At 71.4% G+C, this 26,064-nt stretch carries 25 protein-coding genes, 1 other RNA gene and 3 pseudogenes; 17 read left to right on the plus strand and 12 right to left on the minus strand.

Features of this window, described 5'->3' with window-relative positions; genetic code table 11:
- Positions 1 to 138: 138 nt before the first annotated feature.
- Genes ACWD04_RS15395 through ACWD04_RS15405 form a run of 3 tightly spaced genes read left to right on the plus strand, consistent with a single transcriptional unit; the run spans position 139 to position 3,315 of the window.
- Positions 139 to 1,452 carry a glycosyltransferase family 4 protein gene (locus ACWD04_RS15395; RefSeq protein WP_451131998.1) on the plus strand — a complete coding sequence of 438 codons (1,314 nt, stop codon included), beginning with the start codon at positions 139 to 141 and terminating at the stop codon, positions 1,450 to 1,452.
- A gap of 52 nt (positions 1,453 to 1,504) precedes the next feature.
- Positions 1,505 to 2,245, plus strand: a complete 741-nt coding sequence (locus ACWD04_RS15400; protein WP_451132000.1) for a class I SAM-dependent methyltransferase — start codon at positions 1,505 to 1,507, stop codon at positions 2,243 to 2,245.
- Positions 2,242 to 3,315: a prenyltransferase gene (locus tag ACWD04_RS15405; RefSeq protein ID WP_451132002.1), complete on the plus strand. Its 1,074-nt coding sequence runs from the start codon at positions 2,242 to 2,244 to the stop codon at positions 3,313 to 3,315. The genes ACWD04_RS15400 and ACWD04_RS15405 overlap by 4 nt, the downstream gene beginning before the upstream one ends.
- Positions 3,316 to 3,324: 9 nt before the next feature.
- Here the strand turns inward: ACWD04_RS15405 and ACWD04_RS15410 are convergent, their stop codons facing one another.
- From ACWD04_RS15410 to ACWD04_RS15430, 5 genes are all read right to left on the minus strand, one after another.
- Entirely contained in the window at positions 3,325 to 3,618 is a 294-nt protein-coding gene (locus tag ACWD04_RS15410; RefSeq protein ID WP_451132004.1) for a hypothetical protein, read from the minus strand.
- Positions 3,619 to 3,886: 268 nt separating this feature from the next.
- Complete coding sequence (locus ACWD04_RS15415) at positions 3,887 to 4,708, minus strand: hypothetical protein (RefSeq protein ID WP_451132006.1); 822 nt, start codon at positions 4,706 to 4,708, stop codon at positions 3,887 to 3,889.
- 195 nt (positions 4,709 to 4,903) lie between these two features.
- The gene (locus ACWD04_RS15420; protein WP_451132008.1) at positions 4,904 to 5,851 is read right to left on the minus strand and encodes an N-acetylmuramoyl-L-alanine amidase; all 948 of its coding nucleotides are present in this window, start codon (positions 5,849 to 5,851) and stop codon (positions 4,904 to 4,906) included.
- Positions 5,852 to 5,873: 22 nt separating this feature from the next.
- On the minus strand, positions 5,874 to 6,530 hold the full coding sequence (locus ACWD04_RS15425; protein WP_451132010.1) for a class I SAM-dependent methyltransferase: 657 nt from the start codon (positions 6,528 to 6,530) through the stop codon (positions 5,874 to 5,876).
- 98 nt (positions 6,531 to 6,628) lie between these two features.
- Positions 6,629 to 8,140: an MFS transporter gene (locus tag ACWD04_RS15430; RefSeq protein WP_451132012.1), complete on the minus strand. Its 1,512-nt coding sequence runs from the start codon at positions 8,138 to 8,140 to the stop codon at positions 6,629 to 6,631.
- A 232-nt stretch (positions 8,141 to 8,372) separates the two neighbouring features.
- On the opposite strand from ACWD04_RS15430, the pseudogene ACWD04_RS15435 reads away from it, so the two are divergent.
- A pseudogene (locus ACWD04_RS15435) lies at positions 8,373 to 8,556 on the plus strand (hypothetical protein); the annotation flags it as partial.
- Between the two features lie 104 nt (positions 8,557 to 8,660).
- On the opposite strand, the gene ACWD04_RS15440 reads toward ACWD04_RS15435, so the two are convergent.
- A complete protein-coding gene (locus tag ACWD04_RS15440) occupies positions 8,661 to 9,293 on the minus strand; it encodes a response regulator (RefSeq protein WP_451132260.1) in 633 nt (210 codons plus the stop codon).
- A gap of 621 nt (positions 9,294 to 9,914) precedes the next feature.
- Entirely contained in the window at positions 9,915 to 11,351 is a 1,437-nt protein-coding gene (locus tag ACWD04_RS15445) for a hypothetical protein (RefSeq protein WP_451132014.1), read from the minus strand.
- 87 nt (positions 11,352 to 11,438) lie between these two features.
- On the opposite strand from ACWD04_RS15445, the pseudogene ACWD04_RS15450 reads away from it, so the two are divergent.
- The 5 genes and pseudogenes from ACWD04_RS15450 to ACWD04_RS15470 all read left to right on the plus strand — a co-directional run.
- A pseudogene (locus ACWD04_RS15450) lies at positions 11,439 to 11,752 on the plus strand (ABC transporter substrate-binding protein); the annotation flags it as partial.
- 146 nt (positions 11,753 to 11,898) lie between these two features.
- Positions 11,899 to 12,735: a Nif3-like dinuclear metal center hexameric protein gene (locus tag ACWD04_RS15455; RefSeq protein WP_451132016.1), complete on the plus strand. Its 837-nt coding sequence runs from the start codon at positions 11,899 to 11,901 to the stop codon at positions 12,733 to 12,735.
- A complete protein-coding gene (locus tag ACWD04_RS15460) occupies positions 12,732 to 13,475 on the plus strand; it encodes a zinc ribbon domain-containing protein (protein ID WP_451132262.1) in 744 nt (247 codons plus the stop codon). Before ACWD04_RS15455 ends, ACWD04_RS15460 begins: the two co-directional genes overlap by 4 nt.
- Entirely contained in the window at positions 13,475 to 14,734 is a 1,260-nt protein-coding gene (locus tag ACWD04_RS15465; RefSeq protein ID WP_451132018.1) for a bifunctional RNase H/acid phosphatase, read from the plus strand. The genes ACWD04_RS15460 and ACWD04_RS15465 overlap by 1 nt, the downstream gene beginning before the upstream one ends.
- 12 nt (positions 14,735 to 14,746) lie before the next feature.
- A pseudogene (locus ACWD04_RS15470) lies at positions 14,747 to 15,039 on the plus strand (sulfite exporter TauE/SafE family protein); the annotation flags it as partial.
- Between the two features lie 9 nt (positions 15,040 to 15,048).
- Here the strand turns inward: ACWD04_RS15470 and eda are convergent.
- Both eda and yaaA read right to left on the minus strand, forming a co-directional pair.
- The gene (gene eda / locus ACWD04_RS15475) at positions 15,049 to 15,696 is read right to left on the minus strand and encodes a bifunctional 4-hydroxy-2-oxoglutarate aldolase/2-dehydro-3-deoxy-phosphogluconate aldolase (protein ID WP_451132020.1); all 648 of its coding nucleotides are present in this window, start codon (positions 15,694 to 15,696) and stop codon (positions 15,049 to 15,051) included.
- Positions 15,697 to 15,767: 71 nt separating this feature from the next.
- On the minus strand, positions 15,768 to 16,568 hold the full coding sequence (gene yaaA, locus ACWD04_RS15480; RefSeq protein ID WP_451132022.1) for a peroxide stress protein YaaA: 801 nt from the start codon (positions 16,566 to 16,568) through the stop codon (positions 15,768 to 15,770).
- 455 nt (positions 16,569 to 17,023) lie between these two features.
- Between yaaA and ACWD04_RS15485 the strand changes: the two genes are divergently transcribed.
- Positions 17,024 to 17,533 carry a TetR/AcrR family transcriptional regulator gene (locus ACWD04_RS15485; RefSeq protein ID WP_451132264.1) on the plus strand — a complete coding sequence of 170 codons (510 nt, stop codon included), beginning with the start codon at positions 17,024 to 17,026 and terminating at the stop codon, positions 17,531 to 17,533.
- A gap of 18 nt (positions 17,534 to 17,551) precedes the next feature.
- An RNA gene (rnpB, locus tag ACWD04_RS15490) (RNase P RNA component class A) lies at positions 17,552 to 17,951 on the plus strand.
- Between the two features lie 346 nt (positions 17,952 to 18,297).
- Here the strand turns inward: rnpB and ACWD04_RS15495 are convergent.
- Together ACWD04_RS15495 and ACWD04_RS15500 are read right to left on the minus strand one after the other, a co-directional pair.
- A complete protein-coding gene (locus ACWD04_RS15495; RefSeq protein ID WP_451132266.1) occupies positions 18,298 to 18,648 on the minus strand; it encodes an FAD-binding protein in 351 nt (116 codons plus the stop codon).
- Positions 18,649 to 18,819: 171 nt separating this feature from the next.
- Entirely contained in the window at positions 18,820 to 19,506 is a 687-nt protein-coding gene (locus ACWD04_RS15500) for an ankyrin repeat domain-containing protein (protein ID WP_451132024.1), read from the minus strand.
- Between the two features lie 732 nt (positions 19,507 to 20,238).
- On the opposite strand from ACWD04_RS15500, the gene ACWD04_RS15505 reads away from it, so the two are divergent.
- The 5 genes from ACWD04_RS15505 to ACWD04_RS15525 are packed head-to-tail and all read left to right on the plus strand — an operon-like array spanning position 20,239 to position 24,547.
- Positions 20,239 to 21,918 carry an ATP-binding protein gene (locus tag ACWD04_RS15505; protein ID WP_451132026.1) on the plus strand — a complete coding sequence of 560 codons (1,680 nt, stop codon included), beginning with the start codon at positions 20,239 to 20,241 and terminating at the stop codon, positions 21,916 to 21,918.
- 5 nt (positions 21,919 to 21,923) lie between these two features.
- Positions 21,924 to 22,334 carry a roadblock/LC7 domain-containing protein gene (locus ACWD04_RS15510; protein WP_451132028.1) on the plus strand — a complete coding sequence of 137 codons (411 nt, stop codon included), beginning with the start codon at positions 21,924 to 21,926 and terminating at the stop codon, positions 22,332 to 22,334.
- Positions 22,331 to 22,702 (plus strand): DUF742 domain-containing protein, encoded by a 372-nt coding sequence (locus tag ACWD04_RS15515; RefSeq protein WP_031096986.1) that lies wholly within the window; start codon positions 22,331 to 22,333, stop codon positions 22,700 to 22,702. The genes ACWD04_RS15510 and ACWD04_RS15515 overlap by 4 nt, the downstream gene beginning before the upstream one ends.
- Positions 22,683 to 23,288 carry a GTP-binding protein gene (locus ACWD04_RS15520; RefSeq protein WP_451132030.1) on the plus strand — a complete coding sequence of 202 codons (606 nt, stop codon included), beginning with the start codon at positions 22,683 to 22,685 and terminating at the stop codon, positions 23,286 to 23,288. Before ACWD04_RS15515 ends, ACWD04_RS15520 begins: the two co-directional genes overlap by 20 nt.
- Positions 23,285 to 24,547: a cytochrome P450 gene (locus tag ACWD04_RS15525; protein WP_451132032.1), complete on the plus strand. Its 1,263-nt coding sequence runs from the start codon at positions 23,285 to 23,287 to the stop codon at positions 24,545 to 24,547. Before ACWD04_RS15520 ends, ACWD04_RS15525 begins: the two co-directional genes overlap by 4 nt.
- Before the next feature lie 70 nt (positions 24,548 to 24,617).
- Here ACWD04_RS15525 and ACWD04_RS15530 read toward each other — a convergent pair whose 3' ends face one another.
- Positions 24,618 to 25,649, minus strand: a complete 1,032-nt coding sequence (locus ACWD04_RS15530; RefSeq protein WP_451132034.1) for a 7-epi-alpha-eudesmol synthase — start codon at positions 25,647 to 25,649, stop codon at positions 24,618 to 24,620.
- 148 nt (positions 25,650 to 25,797) lie between these two features.
- On the opposite strand from ACWD04_RS15530, the gene ACWD04_RS15535 reads away from it, so the two are divergent.
- Positions 25,798 to 26,040: a hypothetical protein gene (locus ACWD04_RS15535; protein ID WP_451132036.1), complete on the plus strand. Its 243-nt coding sequence runs from the start codon at positions 25,798 to 25,800 to the stop codon at positions 26,038 to 26,040.
- Positions 26,041 to 26,064: the final 24 nt, after the last annotated feature.

The following is a 26,064-nucleotide window of genomic DNA, read 5'->3' on the forward strand; positions in this document are numbered from 1 at the left end:
AATCACCTGATCCGGCCGTCACGCCGACGCTACCTGCCGGTAGATTCGGTGCGGGTTGAACGAACGAGTCTGAAACTTGTTCTAGATTAGCGCGACCGGTTACGCTCCGGCGAAAACGCAGTGAGAAGGGGGCCGAGTGTGACCGCTGAGGCCATAGAGACGAGCCCCTTCGGGGGCGGCGGTGCGTCCGGCACCGACGGTGACCGGCCCCTGCGCATCGCGCTCCTGACCTACAAGGGCAACCCCTTCTGCGGTGGCCAGGGCGTCTACGTCCGCCATCTCGGTCGCGAGCTGGCCCGGCTGGGCCACAGCGTCGAAGTGATAGGGGCCCAGCCCTACCCCGTACTCGACGAGGGCGTCCCGCTCACCGAGCTGCCCAGCCTCGACCTGTACCGGCAGCCCGACCCGTTCCGCACCCCCGGACGCGACGAGTACCGCGACTGGATCGACCTCGCCGAGGTCGCCACCATGTGGACCGGCGGCTTCCCCGAGCCGCTCACCTTCAGTCTGCGGGCACGGCGCCATCTCCTCGCCAGGCGTGGTGACTTCGACGTCGTGCACGACAACCAGACGCTCGGTTACGGCTTGCTCGGGGACCTCGGTGCGCCCCTCGTCACCACGATCCACCACCCGATCACCGTCGACCGGCAACTGGACCTGGACGCCGCGGAGTCGAAGCGCCATCGGCTTTCCGTCCGCCGCTGGTACGGCTTCACCCGCATGCAGAAGCGCGTCGCCCGCCGTCTGCCCTCCGTCCTCACCGTCTCCGCCTCCTCGCAGCAGGAGATCGTCGAACACCTCGGGGTGCGCCGGGACCGTATCCGCGTCGTGCACATCGGGGCGGACACCGGCCTCTGGTCGCCCGACCCCTCGGTCGCCGAGGTCCCCGGCCGGATAGTCACCACCTCGAGCGCCGACGTCCCGCTCAAGGGCCTCGTCCATCTCGTGGAGGCCCTCGCCAAGCTCCGCACCGAGAACCCGGCCGCGCACCTCGTGGTCGTCGGCAAGCGCGCCGAGCACGGCCCTGTCGCCCAGGCCATCGAGCGCTACGGACTTCAGGACGCCGTCGAGTTCGTCAAGGGCATCAGCGACGCCGAACTCGTCGACCTGGTCCGCAGTGCCCAGGTCTCCTGCGTCCCCTCGCTGTACGAGGGCTTCTCGCTGCCCGCCGCCGAGGCCATGGCCACCGGGACTCCTCTGGTGGCCACCACCGGCGGCGCCATCCCCGAGGTCGCGGGGCCCGACGGGGAGACCTGCCTCGCCGTGCCGCCCGGCGACGCGGAGGCACTGGCCGCCGCGCTCGGCCGGCTGCTCGGCGACCGCGAACTGCGCGCCCGCCTCGGCGGGGCCGGCCGCGCCCGGGTGCTGGCCAACTTCACCTGGGCCAGGGCGGCCCTCGGCACCGTCGAGCTGTACCGTCAGTCGATCGCCGCCCGGGGAGCCCGCAGGTGACCGCCCCCGTGACTCCCGGACCCCGTACCCCCGACCGCGAAGGCAGGCCCCCGTGCTGACCGTCGACTTCACCCGCTTCCCGCTCGCCGCACGCGACCGGGTGCTCGATCTGGGCTGCGGCGCCGGCCGGCATGCCTTCGAGTGCTACCGGCGTGGCGCCCAGGTGGTGGCCCTCGACCGGAACGGCGAGGAGATCCGCGAGGTCGCGAAGTGGTTCGCCGCGATGAAGGAGGCCGGTGAGGCACCCGCGGGTGCGACCGCCACCGCGATGGAGGGCGACGCGCTCAACCTGCCGTTCCCCGACGCGTCCTTCGACGTCGTGATCATCTCCGAGGTGATGGAGCACATCCCCGACGACAAGGGCGTGCTCGCCGAGATGGTCCGTGTGCTGAAGCCCGGCGGCCGGATCGCGATCACCGTGCCCCGCTACGGTCCCGAGAAGATCTGCTGGACGCTCTCCGACGCGTACCACGAGGTCGAGGGCGGCCACATCCGGATCTACAAGGCCGACGAACTCCTCGGCAAGATCCGGGAAGCCGGACTCAAGCCCTACGGCACCCACCACGCGCACGCCCTGCACAGCCCGTACTGGTGGCTGAAGTGCGCCTTCGGAGTCGGCCGCGACGGCAAGGACGCAGCGCTTCCGGTCCGGGCGTACCACAAGCTGCTGGTCTGGGACATCATGAAGAAGCCCCTGGCCACCCGGGTCACCGAGCAGTTGCTCAACCCGGTCGTCGGCAAGAGCTTCGTGGCGTACGCGACCAAGCCGCACCTGCCCAAGGCCGAGGCGTGAGCACGCCGGAGCAGACCGAACACCTCGTCCTGCCGGGCGTCCTCACCGCCGGACAGGCAGCCGAGACCGTGGCCGCGCTGCTCGCCGTGCAGCGCGAGGACGGGGCGCTGCCCTGGTTCCGCGGCCACCACCTCGACCCGTGGGACCACACCGAGGCCGCCATGGCACTGGACGCGTCAGGGGAGCACGAGGCCGCCGCCGACGCCTACGCGTGGCTGGCCCGCCACCAGAACGAGGACGGCTCCTGGTACGCCGCCTACCACGACGGTGACCCCGGCCGGCCGACCGACCTGAGCCGCGAGAGCAACTTCTGCGCCTACGTGGCCGTCGGCGTCTGGCACCACTACCTCGCCACCGGCGATGACGCGTTCGCCGACCGGATGTGGCCGACGGTCTACGCCGCGGTCGAATTCGTGCTGCGGCTCCAGCAGCCCGGCGGCCAGATCGGCTGGAAGCGCGAAGCCGACGGCACCCCCGTCACGGACGCCCTGCTGACCGGCTCCTCCTCCGTCCACCAGGCGCTGCGCTGCGCCCTGGCCCTGGCCGAACAGCGCGAGGAACCGCAGCCCGACTGGGAGTTGGCGGCCGGAGCGCTCGGCCACGCGATCCGCAGCCACCCCGAGCGCTTCCTGGACAAGAGCCGTTACTCCATGGACTGGTACTACCCGGTCCTCGGCGGAGCGGTCACCGGGCCCGAGGCGACACGGCGGATCGAGGACGGCTGGGACAGCTTCGTGGTCCCCGGTCTCGGCGTACGCTGCGTGCTTCCCAACCCGTGGGTGACGGGCGGCGAGAGCTGCGAACTGGCCCTGGCCCTGTGGGTGACGGGGGAGTCCGACCGTGCCCTGGAGATTTTGCAGTCCATCCAGCACCTGCGGGCCGAGGGCGGCCTCTACTGGACGGGCTACGTCTTCGAGGGCGAGCGGGCCATATGGCCGGAGGAACTCACCACCTGGACGGCCGGGTCACTGCTGCTCGCGGTGGCCGCGCTCGGGGGGGACGAGGCGACCACCGCGGTCTTCAGCGGCGAACGGCTGCCGACGGGTCTGGAGCCGGACTGCTGCCGGTAGGGGTGTCCGTCAGAGGCGGCGGACCCGGCCCGCGACCGCGTGCCCGACCAACAGATAGACGGCGGCGGCCAGACCGTACCCGGTGACGACGCGCGCCCACGCTTCGTCGAAGGTGAACAGGTCGTGCGACCAGCCGGCCAGCCAGCGCGCCGAGTCCTGGACCCACTGGACCAGGTCGTTGCCCCTGTTGGCGTCGAGCAGGTACATCAGGATCCACAGAATGATGATGAAGGCCATGATGTCCGCGACGACGGCTATGACGCGTGCGGCGGTACTGCTTCCTGTGCCTGTTCTGGGAGACATGCTCTCCGGGTTACCGCTTTACCGTGAGTGAAACGCGTACGGCGGGTGCCGGATGGCGGCCCGCCCCCGCGCGGGCGAGCCCCGCGACGCGTACCGACTCCCGTCACTCACCGTGAGACGCAGGCCCTCCGGCCGCCGGCAGCTCCGGGGGGCCCGAGCCCCACGACGCCGGCGGAGAAGCCGGGGCGGGCTGGAGGGCTGAGCGCCACCCGCCACGGATGCGACAGCGGCCCCCGCCGATCGGCGGGGGCCGCTCGGGCGTGACGGCTCAGCCGCGCTGGATCCCCGTGGTGTCCTGGAGGACGCCACGACGGCCGTCCTGCGTCTGGGCGATGAGCGCGGGACCACGCTGTTCGACCGCCAGGTACCACGTACCGGGCGCGAGTTCGGCGATCGGGTTGGGGGCGCCGTCCTCGCCGTACAGCGGACGGGCCACCGGCACCGCGAACCAGAAGGGCGTGAAGTCCGCGGCCGGCGCCGGAGCCCCACCGCCCTGCGAAGCCTGCTGGTGCTCCGGCTGTCCGGGCTGTCCGGGCTGTCCGGGCTGGGCACCGTACGGCTGGTGCTGACCCGGCTGCGTGCCGAAGGGCTGCTGGGCACCGGGGTAGCCGTAGCCCTGACTGGGCTGCTGGCCGTAGGCCGGCTGCACGGCGGCCGGGCGCGGTGCACCCAGGAGCGGGGCCTTGAGCGCGGGAACCAGCGGAGTGGCCACGGCGCCGCCGGCCAGCACGAGGGTCGCCAGCAGCCCGAGGATCAGACCGGCGCCGGCGTCACCGGCGTCGATGATCGTCCAGAACATGGTCCACAGGGCGAACACGGTGAACGCGGCGCCGAACTGGCCGAGTTCGAATCCGACCACCTTGCGGCCCGGCATCGCACGGCTGACGATCAGCAGCGCGGCGCCGATGACGCCGGCCAGGTAGATGCCCATCAGGATGGAAAGCGAGTCCCAGGCGTTGGCGCTGTAGCTCGAGCAGTCCACGCCCGAGGGGCAGTCGTAGCCGGAGAGGTCGAGGAAAGAGGCGATGAACAGCACGACCGCTGCTCCGATCACCACGCCGTCGCCTCGAGTGAGGGAGCGGATATTCACGTGAAGGTCCTTAGTCGGTCGTATCGTCGGGGCGGTCGTCGATGCCGCCTGAACGGCGGGTACGGCGCGAAACTCGGGGGCGGCACCCCATCGTACGGATGAATCTATCGTCTGCCCGGGCGGGTTGTGGTGCTGCCCGGACCTCGGACCGGCTGTCCCACGGATGCAGCCACGGCCGCCGCCGTCTCCGCGGAACTACCTCTTCAGATAGCTGCCGATACCCTCGGCGATGCCGAGAGCCGCCTTCTGGCGCCAGCCTCCGCTGGTGAGCAGGGCGGCATCCTTCGGATCACGCATATTGCCGCACTCGATGAACACTTTGGGCACGGTCGACAGATTTAGGCCGCCGAGATCGTCACGGGTGTCCAGTCCGGTGCCGCCGCCGATGTAATTGGACGGAGCACTGCCGGTGACCCGTAGGAAATTCCCCGCAATCCGCACGCCGAGTTCACGCGAAGGGGCAACGATCTCCGCGGTGTCCGCGTCGCCTCCCTTCACCGCTGCGGGGAGAATGACGTGGAATCCCCGGTTCCCGGTTGCGGAACCGTCCGCGTGGACCGAGACCACCGCGTCGGCACGCTCCTTGTTGCCGATCCGCGCCCGCTCGTCGACGCACGGGCCGAAGGCACGGTCGCCGTCCTGGGTGAGGACGACCTTCGCGCCCTGTTCCTCCAGCAGGGTGCGCAGCCGACGGGAGACGTCGAGGGTGAACCGGGCTTCCGCGTAACCCGCGTTGGTGGCGGTGCCCGTGGTGTCGCACTCCTTGTGCCCGGTGCCGATGTCGACCTGGCTGTTGATCTCCCGGGTGTGGTCGCGGTTACCCGGATTGTGCCCGGGGTCGATCACCACCGTGCGGCCCGTGAGCGGGCCCCTGGGCAGGGGTTTCGCGGATGTGGCCCCGGCGGACGGGCTCGTGGCCGGGGGCGGCGGCTGCCGGGTCGTGGGCGTGGGGGAGGGGGAGGTGGACGGTGAGGAGGACACCGGCCGGGACGCCGCCTCCGGTCCGGCGCCGGAATCCTGTCCGCCGTCGCCCGCGCACCCGGCGGCGGTCAGGCAGGCACCAGCCAGGGCGACTGCGGCGAACACGGGCCTGCGGCGCGGGCCCGTGCGCGGTGTCGGGGGAGGAGATTCTTGGTGACGCACGTCGCGATGCTATCCGTGACCCTCAGACTCCCGCTCCCGTACGCCGCAGAACGCGCAAGGAGTCCGTCACCGAGATCTCGGTGAACGCCCCTGATCCCAGGGCGCGTTGGTGGATTCGGTACGGAGCCTGGCCGCCGTCCGCCGGGTCCGGGAACACATCGTGGATGACCAGCAGGCCGCCGTCGGCGACCTTCGGGGCCCAGCCCTCGTAGTCGGCGTTCGCGTGCGCGTCGGTGTGCCCGCCGTCGATGAAGACCAGGCCGAGCGTCCCGCCCCAGACGGCGGCGACCTGCGGGGACCGCCCGACCAGCGCCACCACGTGTTCCTCCAGACCCGCCCGGCGCAGGGTGCGCCGGAAGGTTGGCAGTGTGTCCATCAGGCCGATCTCGGGGTCCACCACCGACGGGTCGTGGTATTCCCACCCCGGCTGCTGCTCCTCGCTGCCCCGGTGGTGGTCGACGGTCAGGGCCGTCACCCCGGCCGCCCGGGCGGCGTCCGCCAGCAGGATCGCGGACCGCCCGCAGTACGTGCCGACCTCCAGGAGCGGCAGCCCCAGTGCGGCGGCCTCGACGGCGGCTGCGTACAGGGCGAGCCCTTCGTGGGCCGGCATGAAGCCCTTGGCGGCCTCGAAGGCCGCGAGGACCTCCGGCTCCGGACAGGCGGCGGACTCGGCGGCCACGGGGTTCCTCCTGGCGGGACGGTGGATCGGACGGCGTCCCATCGTGCCGTACGCCCCCGCGACAGGGACCGGCGGGGCGTACGGGTGGGGTGGGAGGGTCAGCGCCGCGCGGGCTCCGCGGCGGTGGCCTGAGCCGGCTCGGCGGCGAGGGCGTCACCCGTGCTGCTGGCCAGCAGCACCGGGTGCGCCTTCCGCTGCGCCGGCAGGAACGCTGCCAGTACGAGGCCGATCAGCACCGCCCCGGTGGCGATCATGAACGAGGTGCGGAAGCCCTCCATGGTGGGGACATCCACCGACCCCATCCGCATCGAGGTGTTCGCAAGCACCATGCCGATCACCGCACTCGAGAGCGAGGTGCCGATCGAACGCATCAGCGTGTTCAGACCGTTGGCGGCGCCGGTCTCGGACGCGTCGACCGCCCCGATGATCAGGGCGGGCAGCGAGGAGTAGGCGAGTCCGATGCCCGCCCCGAGCACCATCGCGATCACCACGGTCTGCCAGGCGGCGCTCATCAGGCCGAGCCCCGCGCCGTAACCGATGGCGATGACGATCATGCCGAGGATCAGCGTGGTCTTGGGACCGCGGCGGGCGGAGAGCCGGGCGTACAGCGGGGCGACGAACATCATGGTCAGACCCAGTGGTGCCACGCAGAGCCCGGCCACGACCATGGACTGCCCCAGTCCGTAACCCGTCGACGCGGGCAGCTGGAGCAGCTGCGGCAGGACCAGCGAGACGGCGTAGAAGGCCACTCCGACCATGATCGACACGAGGTTGGTGAGCAGCACCTCACGGCGGGCGCTGGTACGCAGATCGACCAGCGGCGCCGGGGAGCGCAGCTCGTACAGGCCCCACAGCACGAGGATCAACAGGGACGCGCCGAGCAGACCGAGCGTCAGGGGAGAGGTCCAGCCCCAGTCGCCGCCCTTGGTGACGGGCAGCAGCAGACAGACCAGGCCGAGAGCGAGCCCCAGCGCGCCGACGAGGTCGAAGCGCCCCGGCGCGCGGAGCGGGGGCTCCGGCACGACGAGGACCGTCAGGGTCATCGCCAGCACCCCGAGCGCGGCCGAAGCGAGGAAGAGCGCGTGCCAGTCGGCGTGCTGGGCGACAACCGCGGCGGCGGGCAGCGCCAGTCCGCCGCCCACTCCTATGGAAGAGCTCATCAGGGCCATCGCCGAGCCGAGCTTCTCGGCCGGCAGCACATCGCGCATGATGCCGATCCCGAGCGGGATGGCGCCCATGGCGAAGCCCTGGAGTGCCCGGCCGACGATCATGACGACGAGGTCGTCGGTGGACGCGCAGACGAGTGAGCCGACCACCATCACGGCGAGGCTGACCAGCAGCATCCGCCGCTTGCCGTTCAGATCACCGAGCCGCCCCATGATCGGCGTCGCGACGGCCCCGGCGAGCAGGGTGGCCGTCATCACCCAGGTGGCGTTCGCCGGGTCGGTGCCGAGCAGGGACGGCAGGTCCTTGATGACGGGGACGAGCAGGGTCTGCATCACGGCGACGGTGATCCCCGCGAACGCGAGTACGGGAACGACGCCGCGGCCCTTGGCCCTGCGCGGGTCGGGGAGCTCCCCGGCTTGCTGTTCGTTCGTCGTCCGTTGCATACGTGTGGCCTCCGGGCAGGGAAAAGTGCGGACAGTCGAGTGGGCGGAGCGTGCGGGAGCGCGCCGACAGGCAGCGCCGACCGCCAAGTGTGTGCATGCTGAACGCTTCCGTACGCCCGCGCTATTCCGGTGAACGCGACGTAAAAAGAGGGCAGCCGGCGAAGGTCCTACGCCAGAGGGCGGAGACCCGGTGGGACCGAAGGGGGACTCGAAACCGACGTACGGGGCACGGGTGGCCTGCGAGTATGACACGCGTGGTCGAATCTTCCCCGCCCACACGGCTCCCGCTCGACCGCGAACCCGGACGGGGGCCGTGGTCGTGGCAGCCCGCACCGGCCGGTTCCTGGTCGTCCTCGACGTGTCCGTCGCCAAGGTGGCGTTGCCGTCCATGCGCACCCGACCTGGGACTGAGCGCAGCTCCTCGCCGCCCGCGCCGGGCAGGGACTCGGCGCGGCCGTGCCGGTACCGGCGGAGTCGTGACGACGGCGGGCCGGGCGGACCGGCGCCGCACTCCCCCGGGTCAGAGCCAGCCCTGCCGGCGGGCGGCGCGCATCGCCTCCATGCGGTTGCGGGTGCCCGTCTTGCCGATGGCCGAGGAGAGGCAGATGCGGACCGTGGACTCCGGCAGGCTCAGTTTCGCGGCGATGTCTGCGACCGTCTCCCCGTCCACCGAGGCGTTCAGCGCATCCCGCTCCCGTGGGGTCAGCGGACTCGGGCCCGAGCCCAGGGCGGCCGCGGCAAGTGCCGGGTCGATCACGGTCTCGCCGCCCAGCACCTGCCGGATCGCCTTCGCCAGCTCCCCGACCGGGCCGTCCTTCACCAGGAAGCCGGACACCCCGGCCTCCATGGCCCGCCGCAGGTGGCCCGGCCTGCCGTAGGTCGTCAGGATCAGCACCCGGCAGTCCGGCACCTCCGTACGCAGATCGGCGGCCGCGTCCAGGCCGCTGCGGCCCGGGAGCTCGATGTCCAGCAGTGCCACGTCCGGGCGGGCCAGGAGCGCCTCGTCCACGATCTCGCCCCCGGCGGTCACTCGGGCGACCACCTCGAAGTCCGGCTCCATCCCGAGCAGCAGGGCGAGCGCGCCGCGCATCATGCCCTGGTCCCCGGCGAGCAGGATGCGTACCGACCTGGTGGGGCGGTGGTCCTGCGGCATCTCGTTCACGGGCTCAGAGTAGGCCGCCGGGGGCCCTCGGGGAGGCCCCGACGCCGCCGCTCCGCCCGGTGGAGCAACTCCAGCCGCAGCTCCGATCCCCGGGGCTACCGGCGCCTCCGGGACCGGCGCCGGTCCCGTCGTCCGTCACGGGCCACCCCGGAGCGCGTCCTCCGGGGTGGCCCGGCTACGGAGCGGCGTGCTCCCTGCGGCAGGGGCGTCTGACTCCGCGATGTCCTGGGCGCGGGGGCGGTCGGGAGCGGGATGCGGACGCCGTACTGACGAGGGCCGTCGCAGCCGGGCGGCCGCGACGGCCCTCGTGTCGTACGGAGCGGATCAGGCCGCCGCGCTGCCACCCCCTTCGGAGGGGCGGCGGTGACGGCCGTGCGGCTGCACGGTCACACTCTCCGCAGATGCGCCCCCTCGGTGTTTTCCGTAGCCGCCGGCTTCGGCCCGTCCCGAGTCCGCCTCCGGCGGACGCGTCTGGGTCGTGTCGGTTCGGGCTTCAGACATGTGGGAAGTCTCCCCGTTGCAATCGCTTACGTGTGTGTCGCAGCCCCGCCGCCACCCGGCACGGTCACCGTCGGCGCCCGCGCGGTACGGCTGCGTAGCCCGGACCACAGTTTATCCAGGTGCGGTGCGCCCGCCGAGAGGCGCCTGCCCCAGCGGAACGGGCGTACACACACCGCGAGCCGGGGCAGACTCGGAAGCTTCCGTTCCGATCGCGACGACCGGGCGTGGCTCGTCCGCGGGAGCCTCGAACAGCGCCACGGCACAGGGAGTGTCCTCCTGGGAGTACGGCAGGTGCAGCACGCCTTCCCGGGTCCAGAAACCGGATCCGGCCAGCCACCCGACGGGCGCCGCGAACTGGTGCAGCCGACGTCCCGCCGGACGCCACCACCCCACCCAGCTGCCCTGCGCACCGTCGATCCGCAGGGCCACCGCGCAGCTCTCCGGCATCAGCATCTGCCCCGGCTGTACGGCGAACGGCGTCAGCGTCCCGTCCGGGGTGCGCAGGCACTCCGGGAACCGCATCGGGAGGCAGCTGCCGAGTACGCCCCAGCCGAGCCGGTCGTGGCCGGGTGCGTCCGACCGGACCAGCAACAGGCCGCTGTCGGCGTCGGCCAGCAGCAACCGGTCGTTGCTCTCCGGCCCGATCTGCAACAGCGGGGTCACCTCCCCGCCGCGCTCCAGGTCCACGACGACCGCCTTCACGGGGCCACCGCCCGGCATCTGCCGGTCCAGGGCGAGCAGCCGGCCCTCGCGGTCCAGCCAGGCCCCGCCCGAACAGCGTCCCGGAACATCCGCGATCCGCTCGGGGCCGAACGCCCCGCCCGCCACCAGCCAGACGGCGGTGGAGCGTTCGCCGGGAAGCAGGGCGCAGGCGCTCATGCCGTCCGGGGACGGGGGGAGGAGCGTGAGTTCCGGGCTGTCGAGGGAACCCATGAAGTGTTCGCCCGTGCCGGGTCCGGTCGGATACAGCAGCGAGAACGTGTGCCGGCCGGCTCCCACCCGCCGCCGGATCAGGACCCGCCCGTCCGAGAGCGGCAGTACATCGGAGTCCGCCTCCTCCGGCTGGTCGAGGGGGAGGGGGACGGCGTAGGGCTCGGGCCCGTCCAGCGTCCAGCGCTCGGGGAACCAGGCGGGCTCGGCCGCCTCCCCGGCCGCGGTGAGCCGCGCGGCGTACGAATGGTCGGCGGCGATGGTGAGACCGGCCGGCAGGAGACGCGGCGGGGTCCGGGGGCCGGCCGTCTCGTGTGCCTGCACGCGGGATGCGGGCGATGCGGGCGAAAGGATGGGCGGTGCGGGTGCGACAGTCCTGTCGCGCCCGTCGCCCGGACCGGCGACCCGGTCAGTGGTCCCCGCCGTGGCCGGATCGGTGTCCCGGCCGGACGCACCCGCTCCGACCGGGTCCGCGCCCTCGTCCGACGCGTCCGCGGCGCGGGGGTGCGGCACGGACCCGGCCGCCCCGTCCGGTTCCGCCGGCTGGGGTGCGGGCTCGGCGGTCGCGGCAGCCCCTGTGACTCCGGCGGTCTCGTCCTCGATGGCACACGCAGTCATGGTCCGGTCACCTCCGGCAACCGAAGCTAGGTTTCGCGCCACCCAGCGGACAACACGAGCCGAGCCATTTCACGCATAAGGGTGCCGGTGTCCCGATTCGCCTGCGGAGGCAGGGGCGGCTGTGCTTTCGGCGGGTGGCGACACGGGCGGCGACAAGAAGGCGGCCGTCGCCACGGGCGGCAAGGACTTCGCCGATGCGGCGAAGAGGACGGCGGGGTAACGGGACCGACGCCGAAGCCCGTACGTTCCCCCGTACGCTGACCCACGCCATGGGCCGCACCGAGCCGGAGGCCGCGCCCGAGCGTGTGGTCGTGCTGGACGTGGGTGAGTTCGACAACGTCGTACCGCTCGGGGTGAAGCCCGTCGGCTACGCACCCTCCGAGGGCGACGACGCCATCCCCCGGCAACGAGTCCGGCAACGGGTCGGGCAATGCTTCCGGCGGGGCGGCGACGAGGCGAGTAACGATTCGTACCGGCCGCCGGTCCCGCCGCACAGGCCCCTGCCGCCAGGGGCGGCGGGGCACGGTGGGCAGGTAGCCTTTCCTCCGTGCCCCGTCTGTCTGAAGTCATCGCCGAGCTCGACGCTCTCTGGCCGCCCGAGCGGGCCGAAGGATGGGACGCCGTCGGCACGGTCTGCGGTGATCCCGGAGCGGAGATCGAACGGGTCCTCTTCGCCGTCGACCCCGTCCAGCAGATCGCCGACGAGGCCCGCACCCTCGGCGCCCAGCTGATCGTCACCCACCACCCGCTCTATCTGCGCGGTACGACGACGGTCGCGGCCTCCACCTTCAAGGGCCGGGTCGTGCACGGGCTCATCAAGCACGACATCGCCCTGCACGTCGCGCACACCAATGCCGACACCGCCGACCCCGGGGTGTCCGACGCCCTCGCCGCAGCCCTGGACCTGCGGGTCACCGGCCCCCTCGTGCCGGACCCCACCGACGCCGGCGGCCGCCGCGGACTCGGCCGGATCTGCGAGCTCGACCACCCCGAGAGCCTCCGCGACTTCGCCGCCCGGGCAGCCGCCCGGCTGCCCGCCACGGCGCAGGGCATCCGGCTGGGCGGTGCCCCGGACGCCGTCGTGCGCCGGGTCGCGGTGAGCGGCGGCTCCGGCGACAGCCTCTTCGACGCCGTACGCGCCGCCGGTGTGGACGCCTTCCTCACCGCGGACCTGCGCCACCACCCGGCCTCCGAGGCCGTCCAGCACTCGCCGCTCGGCCTCGTCGATGCCGCACACTGGGCCACCGAATGGCCCTGGTGCGAGCAGGCCGCCGCGCAGCTCGACGCGATTTCCGACCGCCACGGATGGGACCTGCGGGTCCATGTCTCGAAGCAGGTCACCGACCCCTGGACCACCCACCACTCTTCTGGAGCCCCCAACTGAACGCCGCGCCCGCCGACCAGATCCGACTCCTCGAAGTCCAGGCACTCGACGTACGTCTGTCGCAGCTCTCCCACAAGCACACGTCACTGCCCGAGCACGCCGAGCTCGACGCGCTCAACGGCGACCTCGCCCAGCTGCGCGACCTGCTCGTCGCCTCGCAGACGGAGGAGAGCGACACCACCCGCGAGCAGACCAAGGCGGAGCAGGACGTCGACCAGGTGCGCCAGCGCGCCGTCCGCGACCAGCAGCGGCTCGACTCCGGCGCGGTCTCCTCGCCGAAGGACCTGGAGAGCCTCCAGCGCGAGATCACCTCGCTGTCCAAGCGCCAGGGCGACCTGGAGGACGTCGTCCTCGAGATCATGGAGCGCCGCGAGTCCGCCCAGGAGCGCGTCACCGAACTGACGGAGCGCGTCCGCGCCGTCCAGGCGAAGGTGGACGACGCCACCGCCCGCCGGGACGCCGCAACCCAGGAATTCGAGTCCGAGGCCGCCACGGTGGCCAAGGACCGCGAGGTCGTCGCGGGTGCCGTTCCCGCCGACCTGCTCAAGCTGTACGACAAGCTGCGCGCCCAGCAGGGCGGCGTCGGCGCTGCCCGGCTCTACCAGCGCCGCTGCGAGGGCTGCCGCCTGGAGCTGAACATCACCGAGGTCAACGACGTGAAGGCCGCATCCCCCGACACGGTGCTGCGCTGCGAGAACTGCCACCGCATCCTGGTGCGCACCGCGGACTCGGGCCTGTAGTGTCCGCTCCCCGCAAGCTGGTCGTCGAGGCCGACGGCGGTTCCCGGGGCAACCCGGGGCCCGCCGGCTACGGGGCGGTCGTCGTCGACCCGGTCGACGCCGCGACGCTCGCCGAGGCGGCCGAGTACCTCGGCGTCGCGACGAACAACGTCGCCGAGTACAGGGGCCTGATCGCCGGCCTGAAGGCGGTCAGGGAGCTTTTCCCGGACATGGACGTCCAGGTCCGTGTCCGGATGGATTCCAAGCTGGTGGTCGAGCAGATGTCGGGCCGCTGGAAGATCAAGCACCCCGACATGAAGCCGCTCGCCGCTGAGGCCGCGAGCATCCTGCCCGCCTCCTCGGTCACGTACGAGTGGATCCCGCGCGAGCAGAACAAGCACGCCGACAGGCTCGCCAACGAGGCGATGGACGCGGGCGAGCGGGGCGAGCAGTGGGACCCGGCGTCCTCGGCGGCCGGCATGGAGGCGATGCGCACGCCGGTCCTCCAGGATCCGCCGCCTCCGGCCGGCCCGCCGGGCGACGCGGTGGCGGGCGCGGCGAAGGTCCGCGCCGCGATGGCCGCCGCCCGCCCGGCTGCCGCCCCGCAGGGCACGTCGGCGACCCCGCAGGTGGGCTGGGGGAGCGCACCAGACCTGGGCGCGCCCGCCACCTTCATCCTGCTCCGGCACGGCGAGACGGCCCTCACGCCCGAGAAGCGGTTCTCTGGCAGCGGCGGCAGCGACCCGGTGCTCTCGGAGACCGGCCGTCACCAGGCCGCCTGCGCCGCGGAGGCGTTCGCCGCCCGGGGCACGGTTGAGGAGATCGTGAGCTCCCCGCTGCGCCGCTGCCGTGAGACGGCGGAAGCCGTGGCGGCCGGGCTCGGCCTTCGGGTCCGTATCGAGGAAGGCCTGCGCGAAACGGACTTCGGGGTCTGGGAGGGGCTCACCTTCGGCGAGGTGAGGGAGCGCTACGGCTCCGACCTCACCACCTGGCTGGCGTCCCCCGACGCGGCACCCACGGGCGGCGGCGAGAGCTTCGCCGAGGTGGCGGAGCGGGTGTCGGCGACGCGCGACCGGCTGATCGCCCGTTATGCGGGCCGCACGGCGCTCCTGGTCACGCACGTCACCCCGATCAAAACCCTGGTCCGGCTCGCGCTGGGCGCCCCGCCGGAGTCGCTGTTCCGCATGGAACTCTCGCCGGCCTCGGTCTCGACGGTGGCGTACTACGCGGACGGGAACCCGTCGCTGAGGCTCCTCAACGACACCTCACACCTGCGGTAGCGCCCACGTGACCTCGTCGGGCGCGGAGTCCGGGTCGCTGAGGCGCGCCCGTGGCCCTCGCCTGCACGTTCGCGACCTCCCTCGCGGGGGCGGGCACGTACGCCCTGCCGTCGCCGACCGCTATGGGCGACATCGCGCCCGACCGGGCCCTCGGCCTGGTCTGCCTGCGGGCTCGGCGGAGACTCTGCGGCGGCTACCTCGGAGCGTGCCTCCAGCCGCGTCTCCCCGAAACGGCACTGCGGCTCCTGCTGAGCTCCCTCGCCCTGGGCATGGGCACGCTGTACGCGGTCCAGCTCGTGAGCTGAGCCCCGGACTCAGCTGCGGCTGAGAGCCGACGCCTCGGCCGCCAGCCGCTCCACGCGCGCCCAGTCCTTCGCTGCCACCGCGTCACCGGGGACCATCCAACTGCCGCCCACACAGCCGACATTGGGCAGGGCGAGATACGACGGTGCCGAGGCGAGCGAGATACCGCCCGTCGGGCAGAACCGGGCCTGGGGGAGCGGGGAGGCCAGCGCCTTCAGATAGGCGGTGCCGCCGGCGGCCTCGGCCGGGAAGAACTTCATCTCGGTGATCCCGCGCTCCAGGAGCGCGACCACCTCGGACGTCGTCGAGACGCCCGGCAGGAACGGCACGCCCGAGGCCTTCATCGAGTCCAGCAGGGCGTCTGTCCAGCCGGGGCTGACCAGGAAGCGCGCTCCGGCCGCGACCGTCTCGGTGACGTGCGCAGGGGAGATCACGGTGCCCGCTCCCACCACCGCTTCGGGTACCTCCGCGGCGATCGCCCGCATCGCGTCGAGTGCGGCGGCCGTCCGCAGCGTGACCTCGATCGCGGGCAGACCGCCCGCGACGAGCGCGCGGGCCAGCGGCACCGCGTCGGCCGCGTTCTCCAGCACGACGACGGGGACGACGGGGGCGAGATCCAGGACGGAAGCGGACACGGCGGCGGGAGCGGAGGAGGTCATGAACTCATCCTGCCGCGAGAACCGCACACTGCGCAACGCGCGTTGCGCATATTGCAACGCCGCGTGGTGGTTCAGTGAATCTCGGTGACCACCACATCGAGCGCCCAGGTCCGCCCGGCCCGTTCCGGTGCCTGCCCCTCCACCACGTAACCGAGATCGCGCAGCACCTCCGTCAGCTCCGCAGGACCCTTCGGCCGGGCCCCGGCCAGCAGCAGATCGCGGACCATCCGGCCCTTCGTCGCCTTGTTGAAGTGGCTGACCACGGCTCGCTTCTCCACCCCGTTCACCACCTGGGACTGGAGCACCCGCACACTCGCCGTGCGCTCCGCGACCTCGCCCGCAGGCTTCCACGCGCCGGCGTACGCCGACGAGCGCAGGTCCAGGATCAGTCCGTCCCCGGCCGCCTCCGGCATGACCGAGGCCATCGGGGCGCGCCAGTACGCGTTGAGCGCGCCCAGCCTCGGCAGCTTCACCCCCATCGAGCAGCGGTACGAGGGGATACGGTCACTCACTCGCACCGCGCCCCACAGCCCGGAGAAGACCAGCAACGCCTTCCTGGCCCGCCGCTTGGCCACCGCGTCCAGCGTGGCCAGGCCGAGGGCGTCGTAGAGCACCCCGGTGTAGATCTCCCCGGCGGGCCGGGTCCCGGCCGTGCGCAGCTCGGCGTTCTTCGCGATCTCGCCGCGAAGCCCCTCGCTCAGGCCGAGCACCTCGCGGGCCTCGTCCTCGTCGCCCAGGCACAGTTCGGCCAGCTCGTCGAGGATCGCGGCGCGGGCGTCGGCGAGCCCCGGCAGGGACAGGGACTCCGGCTTCAGCGGTGCCCCGTGCCCCGAGGCGGCCTTACCTTCGGAGGGCGGCAACAGCACGAGCACGGGGGTTCTCCTTCTTACGCGGTACAGGGCTCCGCGCGCTTGGGAGCCCCCGGCAAGGGTACGGGCCGGACAGCCGGAGCCCGCCCCGGAGACCGGGATGCCGACCCCGCCGCCCCGGCCTGCGCTCGGTGGCGCGCCTCGCCTCCGGCCTCATGTGACCGGCGCGGACGGCACCCCGCTGCTCGGCCGTCGGCGCCGTCCACATCGAGGACCCGGCGATCGTCGCCCGTGTGAGTCCGCCGCGCCTCTCCCCCTGGGTGAACGGCTACAGGTCCGCCTCACGCAGGCGGCCCGCCGGTGTGGAGGGCGCTGTTCGCGCCCGCGTGAGCGCCGACGCGAAGGTCCCCGACGACCGGCTTGTCCGTATCTCGTACGATCACGTCCTCGGCTACCAACTGCGTACCGAATCCGTACCAGGGAAGGTCTTATGCGTGCGTGACCTCGCCACTGCCCCGATGGCCGGACGGCCCCGGCAGATCATCGCCGCCGCACGTGCCCTGCTGGAGGCGGAAGGCCCCGAAGCGCTCACCATGCGACGGCTGGCCGACCGGGTGGGCGTCAAGGCGCCGTCCCTGTACAAGCACTTCCCGGACAAGTCGACCGTGGTGGCGGCCCTGGCCGCCGAGATGCTCCGGGAGACCGCCGGGGTCCTGGCAGCCGCCGAGGCGGCGGCCCCGGGGTCCTTCTCCGCACTCGCCACCGCGTACCGCACCTACGCCCTGGCCCACCCGCACCTCTACCTCCTCACCATGGGCCGAACCCTCCCCGCCGCGGGAGCGGCGGACGCGGCGGCCGCCCCGCTGTTCCGTGCCGCCGGAGGCGACGAGGACCGGGCCCGGGCGGCCTGGGCCTTCGCCCACGGAATGGTGGTCCTGGAACTCAACGGCCGCTTCCCCCCGGGCGCCGACATCTCGGCGGCCTGGGAGGCCGGCATCGCGGCCTTCACCGCCGGCCCCGCCGGGTAGCATGGTCACCACGGCAGACGAGCCGGGCGGACGGCCGCGTGAGGATCCCCGGATCCTCCCGAGGAACGTCCGGGCTCCACAGGGCAGGGTGATGGCTAACGGCCACCCGGGGTGACCCGCGGGACAGTGCCACAGAAAACAGACCGCCGGGGACCTCGGTCCTCGGTAAGGGTGAAACGGTGGTGTAAGAGACCACCAGCGCCTGAGGCGACTCAGGCGGCTAGGTAAACCCCACCCGGAGCAAGGTCAAGAGGGAGCACCCCGGTGCTCCTGCGCGAACGTCCGAGGGCTGCCCGCCCGAGTTCGCGGGTAGACCGCACGAGACCGGCAGCAATGCCGGTCCTAGATGGATGGCCGTCTCCCCGGCCGCCGCGAGGCGACCGGGCGACAGAACCCGGCGTACAGCCCGACTCGTCTGCCGCCACCAGCGGCTTTGCCCCTGAAAGGGCCTGTAGGTCTGCTGGTCGGGGCTGAGACAGAGGCGTTGATGCTCGCGGGCTCCGTGAAAACGTCGGCGATGACCTGCTCCGCGGGACCGGTCGCCGAGGCGGCGCACCATGTGTGCTGTGCGCTCGAGCCGGGCTTCGCTCGGTCGCCGGGCGGGTGGATACGGCGTACGTCATCGGGCCCGGACGAGGCGTCGTGGGATTCCATGGGGGGACTCTTCTGGCGGTGGGACACCGGCCTGGCACGCCACATAGCGCCTTACCAGGTCGGCCAGCCCTCGAGTGAGGAACCACATCCAGGTGCGACCCCTGACAGCGTCAGGCAGTCGCGGCTGTGCGGCCTGCGCACCGGCCGAAGAAGGTTGCGTCACCGAGCGAGGTGCCGCTGCGACAGCCCCATGCCGGGATGCCACTGGTGGTCCTTCCCGCTGCGAACCGTCCGGGAGGCGGCGTGCCGTCGATCGAGAGCACCTCACCCCGGACCGAGGTGCGCAGGCCGCCGATGGTGAACACACCGAACGGCGCACCTCGAAGGCCGAGTACTCCGAACGGGGCCTGGAAGGGCCTGAGCCATCGCGCCGACTTGTGGCACTGCGGGTCCTCACCCTTCTCGGCGGCCGTGTTGTACTGCTGCACCGTCAGCTCGACGATGTTGCTGACGACGGTCAGTCCGGGAAAGACGCCGACGGCGTAGCGGGGGCATCACGTCGGGCCCGACGCTCGTGTCACGTTCGGCGTCGATCGCCTTCCACGCCAAGGCCTGTTCTCTGTCCTGCAGTCCACCGCGCCGGCCCGCTCCAAACCTCCACACCCCGGAAAGAAATCGTCTGATATGCCGCTTCATGGGAGCTTCAGGGATTTCTCGACAAGCTCCTTGATCGAAGTGAATTCGCGAAGGGTCTCACGGTGGCCAGTAGGGGAAACAGTTTCTCTTTCGGCTCGCGCCATGCCGTTTTTCAGGGATGTGAGTACTTCGTCGTCCGGCCTTGCCCCTCTCGCCAAGAGAAGGCGCACTGTCTCCGAATGTCCGCCCCAGGCCGCACTGGACAAAGGGCTTGCTTTTGTCGAAATTCCGAGCTTTTCGGCAACGCCTTCAATCAACTGTGGTTCCATCGTCAAGTTGGGGGAAGCTCCTCGATCCAGCAGCAGTTCCACCATTTCGGCTTCACCTTGGGCGGCTGTGAGTATCAGCGGAGTGTAGTGATCGGTACCGGTTCGACCGTTGGGGTCGGCACCCGCGTCGAGAAGATGTTGAGCTACCTCGCGCATGCCTCTTGGTGCAGAATAATGCAGCGGAGTCGTCTCACGGAACTCGCCCATCTCGGCATCGGGGTCAGCTCCGGCAGCCAAGAGAATGCGTACCACATCGGGATGGTTGTTCCATACGGCCAGATCGAGGGCGGTGCGGCCCCTGTCGGTCTCGCGCAGGCCGGGGGAGACGCCCGACGACAGCATTTCAGCGACCTGCTGCTCGTCTCCGGAAGCAGCTGCCTGGCTTAGCATCCGGGCGGTATCATGCATTTCCATAGGGCCCTCTTCGAATGTATCGGAACAGGTAGTGAAAACCGGAAAGAAGTGGGGTCGCCGCCCCACGGTACGGCGGTCCCGGCTCATTATTCCGGGCGCACGCCGCCGCCGGGTACATGGTGACCTTCACTTCGGAGACCCGCGCTGCCCCTGCCGCAGGACCATCAGCGTCACCCTGGTGGCGGGGGCGCCGTTATCGCAGGGAGAAGACTGGATGCCTGCACCCGTGACGTGCACGTCTTCTCGTAGTGATTCGGGCTGTTGAGCTTCCAGCTGTCGGCGTCCGTCAGCCCCGTCTCGCAGCTCTTTGGAGAATGCAGTTCGTCGAGGTCGAGTAAAGACCTCAGGGGCAGGAGAGGTATGTGGTCAGAAGGGGGAGATCGTGGCAGGGTGCAGGCGCGAGGAGCGCACGGCCGGCACTCTCGGACCACGTGGTGAACTCCCGGAATCTGCATCACCGCGGACGTCGCCTCAGCCACGGGAGGGGCGCGTCGATCGGTTCGAGGCGCTTCCCGTCGGTGCCACGGCGGGCGTCGGATTCCGGCCAAAGCCTGACCGCATACCTGCCGGTCTGCGGAGGCAAGTTGATCACGTGCATCTGTGACCCGATAGGCTCCCCTGCGGCGCGGCGAGTTGACTCGAAGTCACTCGGCCCCCGCCGCGCTGACCGCTCGGCGCGTGGGGCGTCTGCGCGCTCCCTCTGTTTGATTGTGTTGCTCTCGAAGGATGCAGATGGAACTTGCCACTCCACCCCCGGCGGCACGTGCTCCCGTCGCCTGGTACGGCTGGTGGCTGATGCCGCTGGCATTAGGGGCCGGAACCGTCGTCACCGCGGTGGCGGGGCCCGATGAGGTCCTGATACCCGCAACGTTCGCGGGTGCGGCGGTCACCGTCGCCGGCGCGGCCTGTGTACAGCTTCTCGTGCGGACCCGGTCGCGGCTCCGCCGCGCGGACGACGAGTTCCGCTCGGCTCAGACCGAGCACTCCCAGCAACGGTACGCGGATGTGCAGGGCCGGGAACAGAGATTCGCGGCCGAGCGCTCCGCTCTCGAGGCGCAACTGGGGCGGCAGGCGGCCACGTTCGAGGCCCGGCTCGCCGAGCACACGCAGGCGTACGAGACCGGCATCGCCGATCGGGCCCGCGCGACGGAGGCGCAGCTCGCACTCCAGCAGGCCGTGGTCGTCAGGCTCGGTGACAGCTACCTCCCCGAAGCGGTCAAGAGGCTTCGGGACGGCGAGGCCATCGACGACATCCTGGCGGAGTCCGGCCAGGAGCCCGACGTGACCCCGGAGATGCGCGCCGCGCTGCGCAAGGTCCTGCGGACCGCACTGCTCGGTGTGGAGGACGAGCTGAACCGCTCCACCTCGGCCGAACAGGCCGTGGTGGGCATCGGCAGCCGGATTCACGTGCTGACAGGCCGGCTTCGCGGCCGGCTGCACGAGATGCAGGGCGAACACGGGCGGCTGCCCGCAGTGGCTCAGGGCCTCATGGAGCTGGACCAGGAGATCGGCCCCGCCGACTGTCTCGCCGCCAGCATCGGCGTACTCGGTGGTTCGGACCGGCCCGGACGTCAGTGGCAGGAGCCGCAGCGACTGCTCAGCGTGGTCCGGGGCGGCATCGGGCGCATCAAGGACTTCAACCGCATCCAGGTCCGTCACCTGCCTGAACTCGGCGTCGACGGCGGTCTGGTGGACCACCTCACCCTGATCTTCGCCCACCTCCTCGACAACGCGGCGCGCTACTCGCCCCCCACCGAGCCCGTGGTCGTCTCCGGCAAGGAGGTGCCCAACGGTGTCGGCATCGAGATCCAGGACGCGGGCAAGGGCCTGAGCGACGAGCGCAAGCGCGAGGCGGAGCAGGCCATCGCGGGTACCTCGCAGGGCCCCGGCCTCGGCGGTATCTCGGAGGACGCCAACCTGGGCCTGCGCGTGGTAGGCGCCCTCGCGCGCCGCTACGGCGTCCGGGTCACCTTCGCGGACTCACCGTGGCTCGGCACCTCCGTGGTCGTGGTGGTTCCGCACAAGTACTTCAGCCATCTGTCCGCCTCCGTCGTCGAGCCGTCCAGGCCCGCCCCGGAAAGGGCCGAGCCGGTCCCCGTACCGACCGGGATCGCCGTGCCCGTGGCCATCGCCGAAACCGCCGAAGTCACCGAAGCCGTGGACACCACGCCCGGCGGCCTGCCGCGACGCAGGAGCAGGCGGGCCGACACGCCGGCCGCCCGGCGGAGCGGTGCCGACCGGACCGCCGACTCCGTGGTCGCGGTGCCGCCGGACGCGTCGTTCGCCGGCCTCGCCGCCTTCGCCACGGCCGGGCGCGAGAGCGATCCACCAGGGGGGACGACCGCGGACGCCGGACGGGGCGCCCGCGAGACTGCCGGCCGCGAGTCCAACCGCACTGAAGAGAGCGACTAGTCCACATGACGCAACAGGGAACCGACGTGAGCTGGGCGCTCCGGGATCTGACGGAGAGCATCCAGGAGATCCGCTTCGCCCTCGTGGCCTCCAGCGACGGCAAGGCCATCACTTCTTACGGCGCCGACGACCCCGACGACGTGGACCGCTTCGCCGCCGTGGTCGCGGGCCTGCAGGCGCTCGCGCAGCCCGTCGCCGAGCAGTTCCCCACGTACGCGGGGCAGCTCCGGCTGGCGATGATCGAGGTCGACGGAGGTCATCTCTTCGTGGTGCGGGCCGGTGTGGAGACGTACCTCGGCGTTCTCGCCAAGGAAGGGCTGGACCAGGGTCTGCTCGGTCATCAGATGAGGGACCTGGCGCGGAGGATGGGTGAGCTCCTCGGCACCAGTCCGCGCCTGGAGGAGAACTCTGGATGAGTGGTCCCCGCCGGCCCACGGACCCGCCCGGTCTGGAGCGCTACTACGTCCTCACCGGAGGGCGCAGCGGACCGGGTGGTTCGGCGTCGACCCTGGACGTGGCGACCCTCATCATCTCCCGTGCCGCAGCCGAGCCCGGCCTGCAGCATGAGCACGAGGAGATACTCCGGCGCTGCCGCGACCCGCTGTCGGTGGCCGAACTCGGAGCCCATCTCGGCTTGCCCTTCAATATTCTCGCGGTGCTTCTGGCCGACCTGCTGGACGCAGGCCGTGTCGAGGCCCGTGATCCCATCCCGGCGTCAGGAGCCGGCCGCGGGCCCGACCTCGCGCTCCTTGAGGAGGTACTCAGTGGACTTCAAAGGCTTTGACCGCCCCGACCGGCAGGCCGGAGGCGGCACCCGCTCGGTGAAGGTGATGATCGCCGGCGGTTTCGGTACCGGGAAGACCACCCTGGTGCGCTCGGTCAGCGACATCAAGCCGCTCACCACCGAGGAGACGCTGACCCAGGCGAGTGTGGACGTCGACGATCTGATCGGGGTGGCGGACAAGCAGGAGACCACCGTCAGCCTCGACTTCGGCAAGATCGGCATCAATGAGGAGCTGGTGCTGTACCTGTTCGGGACACCGGGGCAGGAACGTTTCTGGTTCCTGTGGAACGGCTTGTTCAAGGGCGCCCTCGGGGCCGTGGTCCTGGTGGACACCCGGCGGCTGGCCTCCAGCTTCCGGGCCATCGAGGAGATGGAGCGGCAGAACGTGCCCTTCGTCATCGCCCTGAACGTGTTCCCCGACTCCAAGGACCACCCGGTCGAAGAGATACGCGACGCGCTGGACATCCCCGAGCACACCCCGGTCGTGACCTGCGACGCCCGCGACCGGACCTCCAGCCGTGACGTGCTGATCGCGCTGATACGTCACCTCAAGGCACGCTCTGCCATCGCCCTGGAGCCCCGATGACCGATCACCCGGCCGATGACGCGGACGCCATCCGTGGCTGCCCCGTCATGCACGGCGGCGCCGGCGACCTGACCCGGCTGTACGGGCCGGACGCCGCGATCGACCCTCAGGGCATCTACGGACGGCTGCGCAAGGAGCACGGGGCCGTGGCGCCTGTGCTCCTGGAGGGAGACGTTCGCGCCTGGCTGGTCCTCGGCTACCGGGAGAGCCGGCGTGTGCTCGACAACCCCCTCCAGTTCAGCCGGGATTCGCGTATCTGGCGGGACTGGCAGGAGGGGGGCGTCGAGGAGACCTCGCCGCTGATCCAGATGCTCGGCTGGCGCCCCGACTGCGTGTCCCAGGACGGTGAGCCGCACCGCAGGCTGCGCAGGGCCGTCACCGACAACCTGGACATCCTCGCGGGGCGTGGCATCCGGCGCCATGTCACGCACTTCGCGAACAAGCAGATCGACGCGTTCGCCGGGAAGGGCAGCGCCGACCTGGTGAGCGAGTACGCCGAGTACCTGCCGATGCTCGTGCTGACCCGGCTGTTCGGGCTCCCGGCGGCCGAGGGGCGCAGCCTCGCCGTTTCCTGCGCGCAGGTCATCAAGGGTGGCCCGGACGCCCTCGAGCACAACGAACGCATCATGCGGATCCTGGCGGAGCTCGCCGAACGCAAGCGCATCGAACCCGGCCCCGACTTCACCACCGGGCTGCTGGGACACGACGCCGGCCTCGACGAGGAGGAAATCCTCAGCCACCTGCGTCTGGTGCTGATCACCGCGCACACCACGACCAGCAACCTGCTGGCCCGGGTGCTGGAGCTGATCTTCACCGACGCCTCCCGGCTCGCGGGACTCGCCAGCGGACAGCGAGCCGTCTCCGAGGTCGTCGAGGAGGTCATGTGGAACGCCCCGCCGCTGGCGGTCCTCCCGGGGCGTTTCGCCACCGCGGACCTCGAACTCGGCGGCGCGCAGGTCAAGGAGGGAGACCTGCTGGTGCTGGGGCTCGCCGCGGGCAACCTCGACCCGGAGATCCGGCCCGACTCGGGTGTCTCCGTGCACGGCAACCAGTCGCACCTCGCGTTCAGCGGCGGTCCGCACGAATGCCCCGGCCAGAACATCGGCCAGGCCATCATCGAGATCGCCGTCGACGTCCTGCTGCACCGGCTGCCCGGTGCGCGCCTGGCCGTACCCGGCGACGAACTCACCTCGACCGCCTCCACCTGGGAAGCGCGTCTGGACACGCTGCCGGTCGAGTTCGCCGCGCAGCCCGCGTAGGTCCGCCCGCGCCCGAGGTCGCGCTCCACGTCGCCGCCCGGCCGGACCTCCGCCGGGCGGCGACGTCATGTCAGACGGCGAGCAGGTCGTCCAGCGATCCCCGACCCGCCAACTCGGCCGTGGCGGCCGGCCCCTCCTTCACGGCGGTGTACCGGCCCGAGGTCAGCGCCCATTCGTAGTTGCCGTTTATCCAGTGCTGGATGGCTTCCACGCCCATCCGCACCTGGTCCCGCTGCTCGGCGCCCAGGCCGAGTTCCTCACACATCCCCGGGACGAGCGCCTCGAGTTCGAGGTACTCGTCGAGGCACGTCGTGGTCATGCGGTACGCCTCCTCGGCGGCCTCCTCCCACGTGCACCCGCGCTCCCGGTGCAGGACGGCGATGAGGTTGTGACCGTCCCCCCGGCGCTTCTCGCGCTCGAAGGAGTGGATGTCGTTCATGAACCCGATCGTGTCCGCGGCCAGGTCACGCATCCTGACCATCAGCTCGTGCGCCTGCACCTGCGCCGGCACCTCGAAGCCGCGGCTGCGCTCACCCGCGTCGATGCTGTGGTGGATGCCCACGGTGCGCCGGCGGAACTCCGCGTACTCCTCGGTACCGAGGGTCCCGGCCCGGCCCTTGGCCGCCAGGTCGACCTCTTCGGTGTGCGCCACGAGGAAACGCCCCCACGAGGCGGCGAACCGGGTCCGCCAGGTGAGGGACATCCCATCCGAGAGCTGGGCCCAGACCTCGGCCCAGGCCACGGTGATCGGGCAGACCACGCGCGGAGCCGTCCCGGCGGGACGCAGGGGAGTGGCTATCAACTCCCGCGCGACCTCCGCTACCCGGTCCGCCCGATCGGGGCTCCCGGAGTCGAACTGGTCATCGAACAGGAAGGCGAGGGAGAACCAGTTCATCAGGACGACCATGTCCTCGGCCGAGGCGTGGGGGTAAGTCCGCGCCGCGGCCTGGGGCAGGTCCCAGGACTGGTATTCCTCGAACCCGGCCTGGCTGCGCACCAGGCCCCTCTCCCACACCCAGAGCAGGTGGCGCTCCCGGGCGTACGCGAGGTGCTGGCTGACCGGGGTCTTGAAGGGGAGGTCGAATGTGACGTCCTGCGGCATTTGCGCCCTCTCTTGAGACGATGCACAGGCCCCCGCCCCTGCGACAGGCGATCGGGATTGACGCCCATTGACTCGAAGTGCACGTTTTGGGGTCAAAATTGATGGCCCATCAGGTGCGCACTGAGGCTGCCCCGACCCTAAACGATCTATGCCACAAGATCGATTCGAAGAATTCCAGCTGCTCGGAGCGGCTGCGGCTCCGCCGTCCGCACGGCTCACGCCCGCCGAGGTCGGAGCCGAGCCAGTGCTGGGGGCGCATGTGGATGACCACCTGCTCGCCGTGCTCCTTCCCGACGAAACCGACGTAGCCCTCGGCCTTCCCGGCAGGAAGGCGGCGCGACGAGATCTCCAGCAGCCGTACGTGCTGTACCGGTGGACCGCGGCCGGCTGAGGGGCGGGCAGCGGCCGGCGGCCG

The organism is Streptomyces sp. NPDC002911 (genome assembly GCF_053591835.1).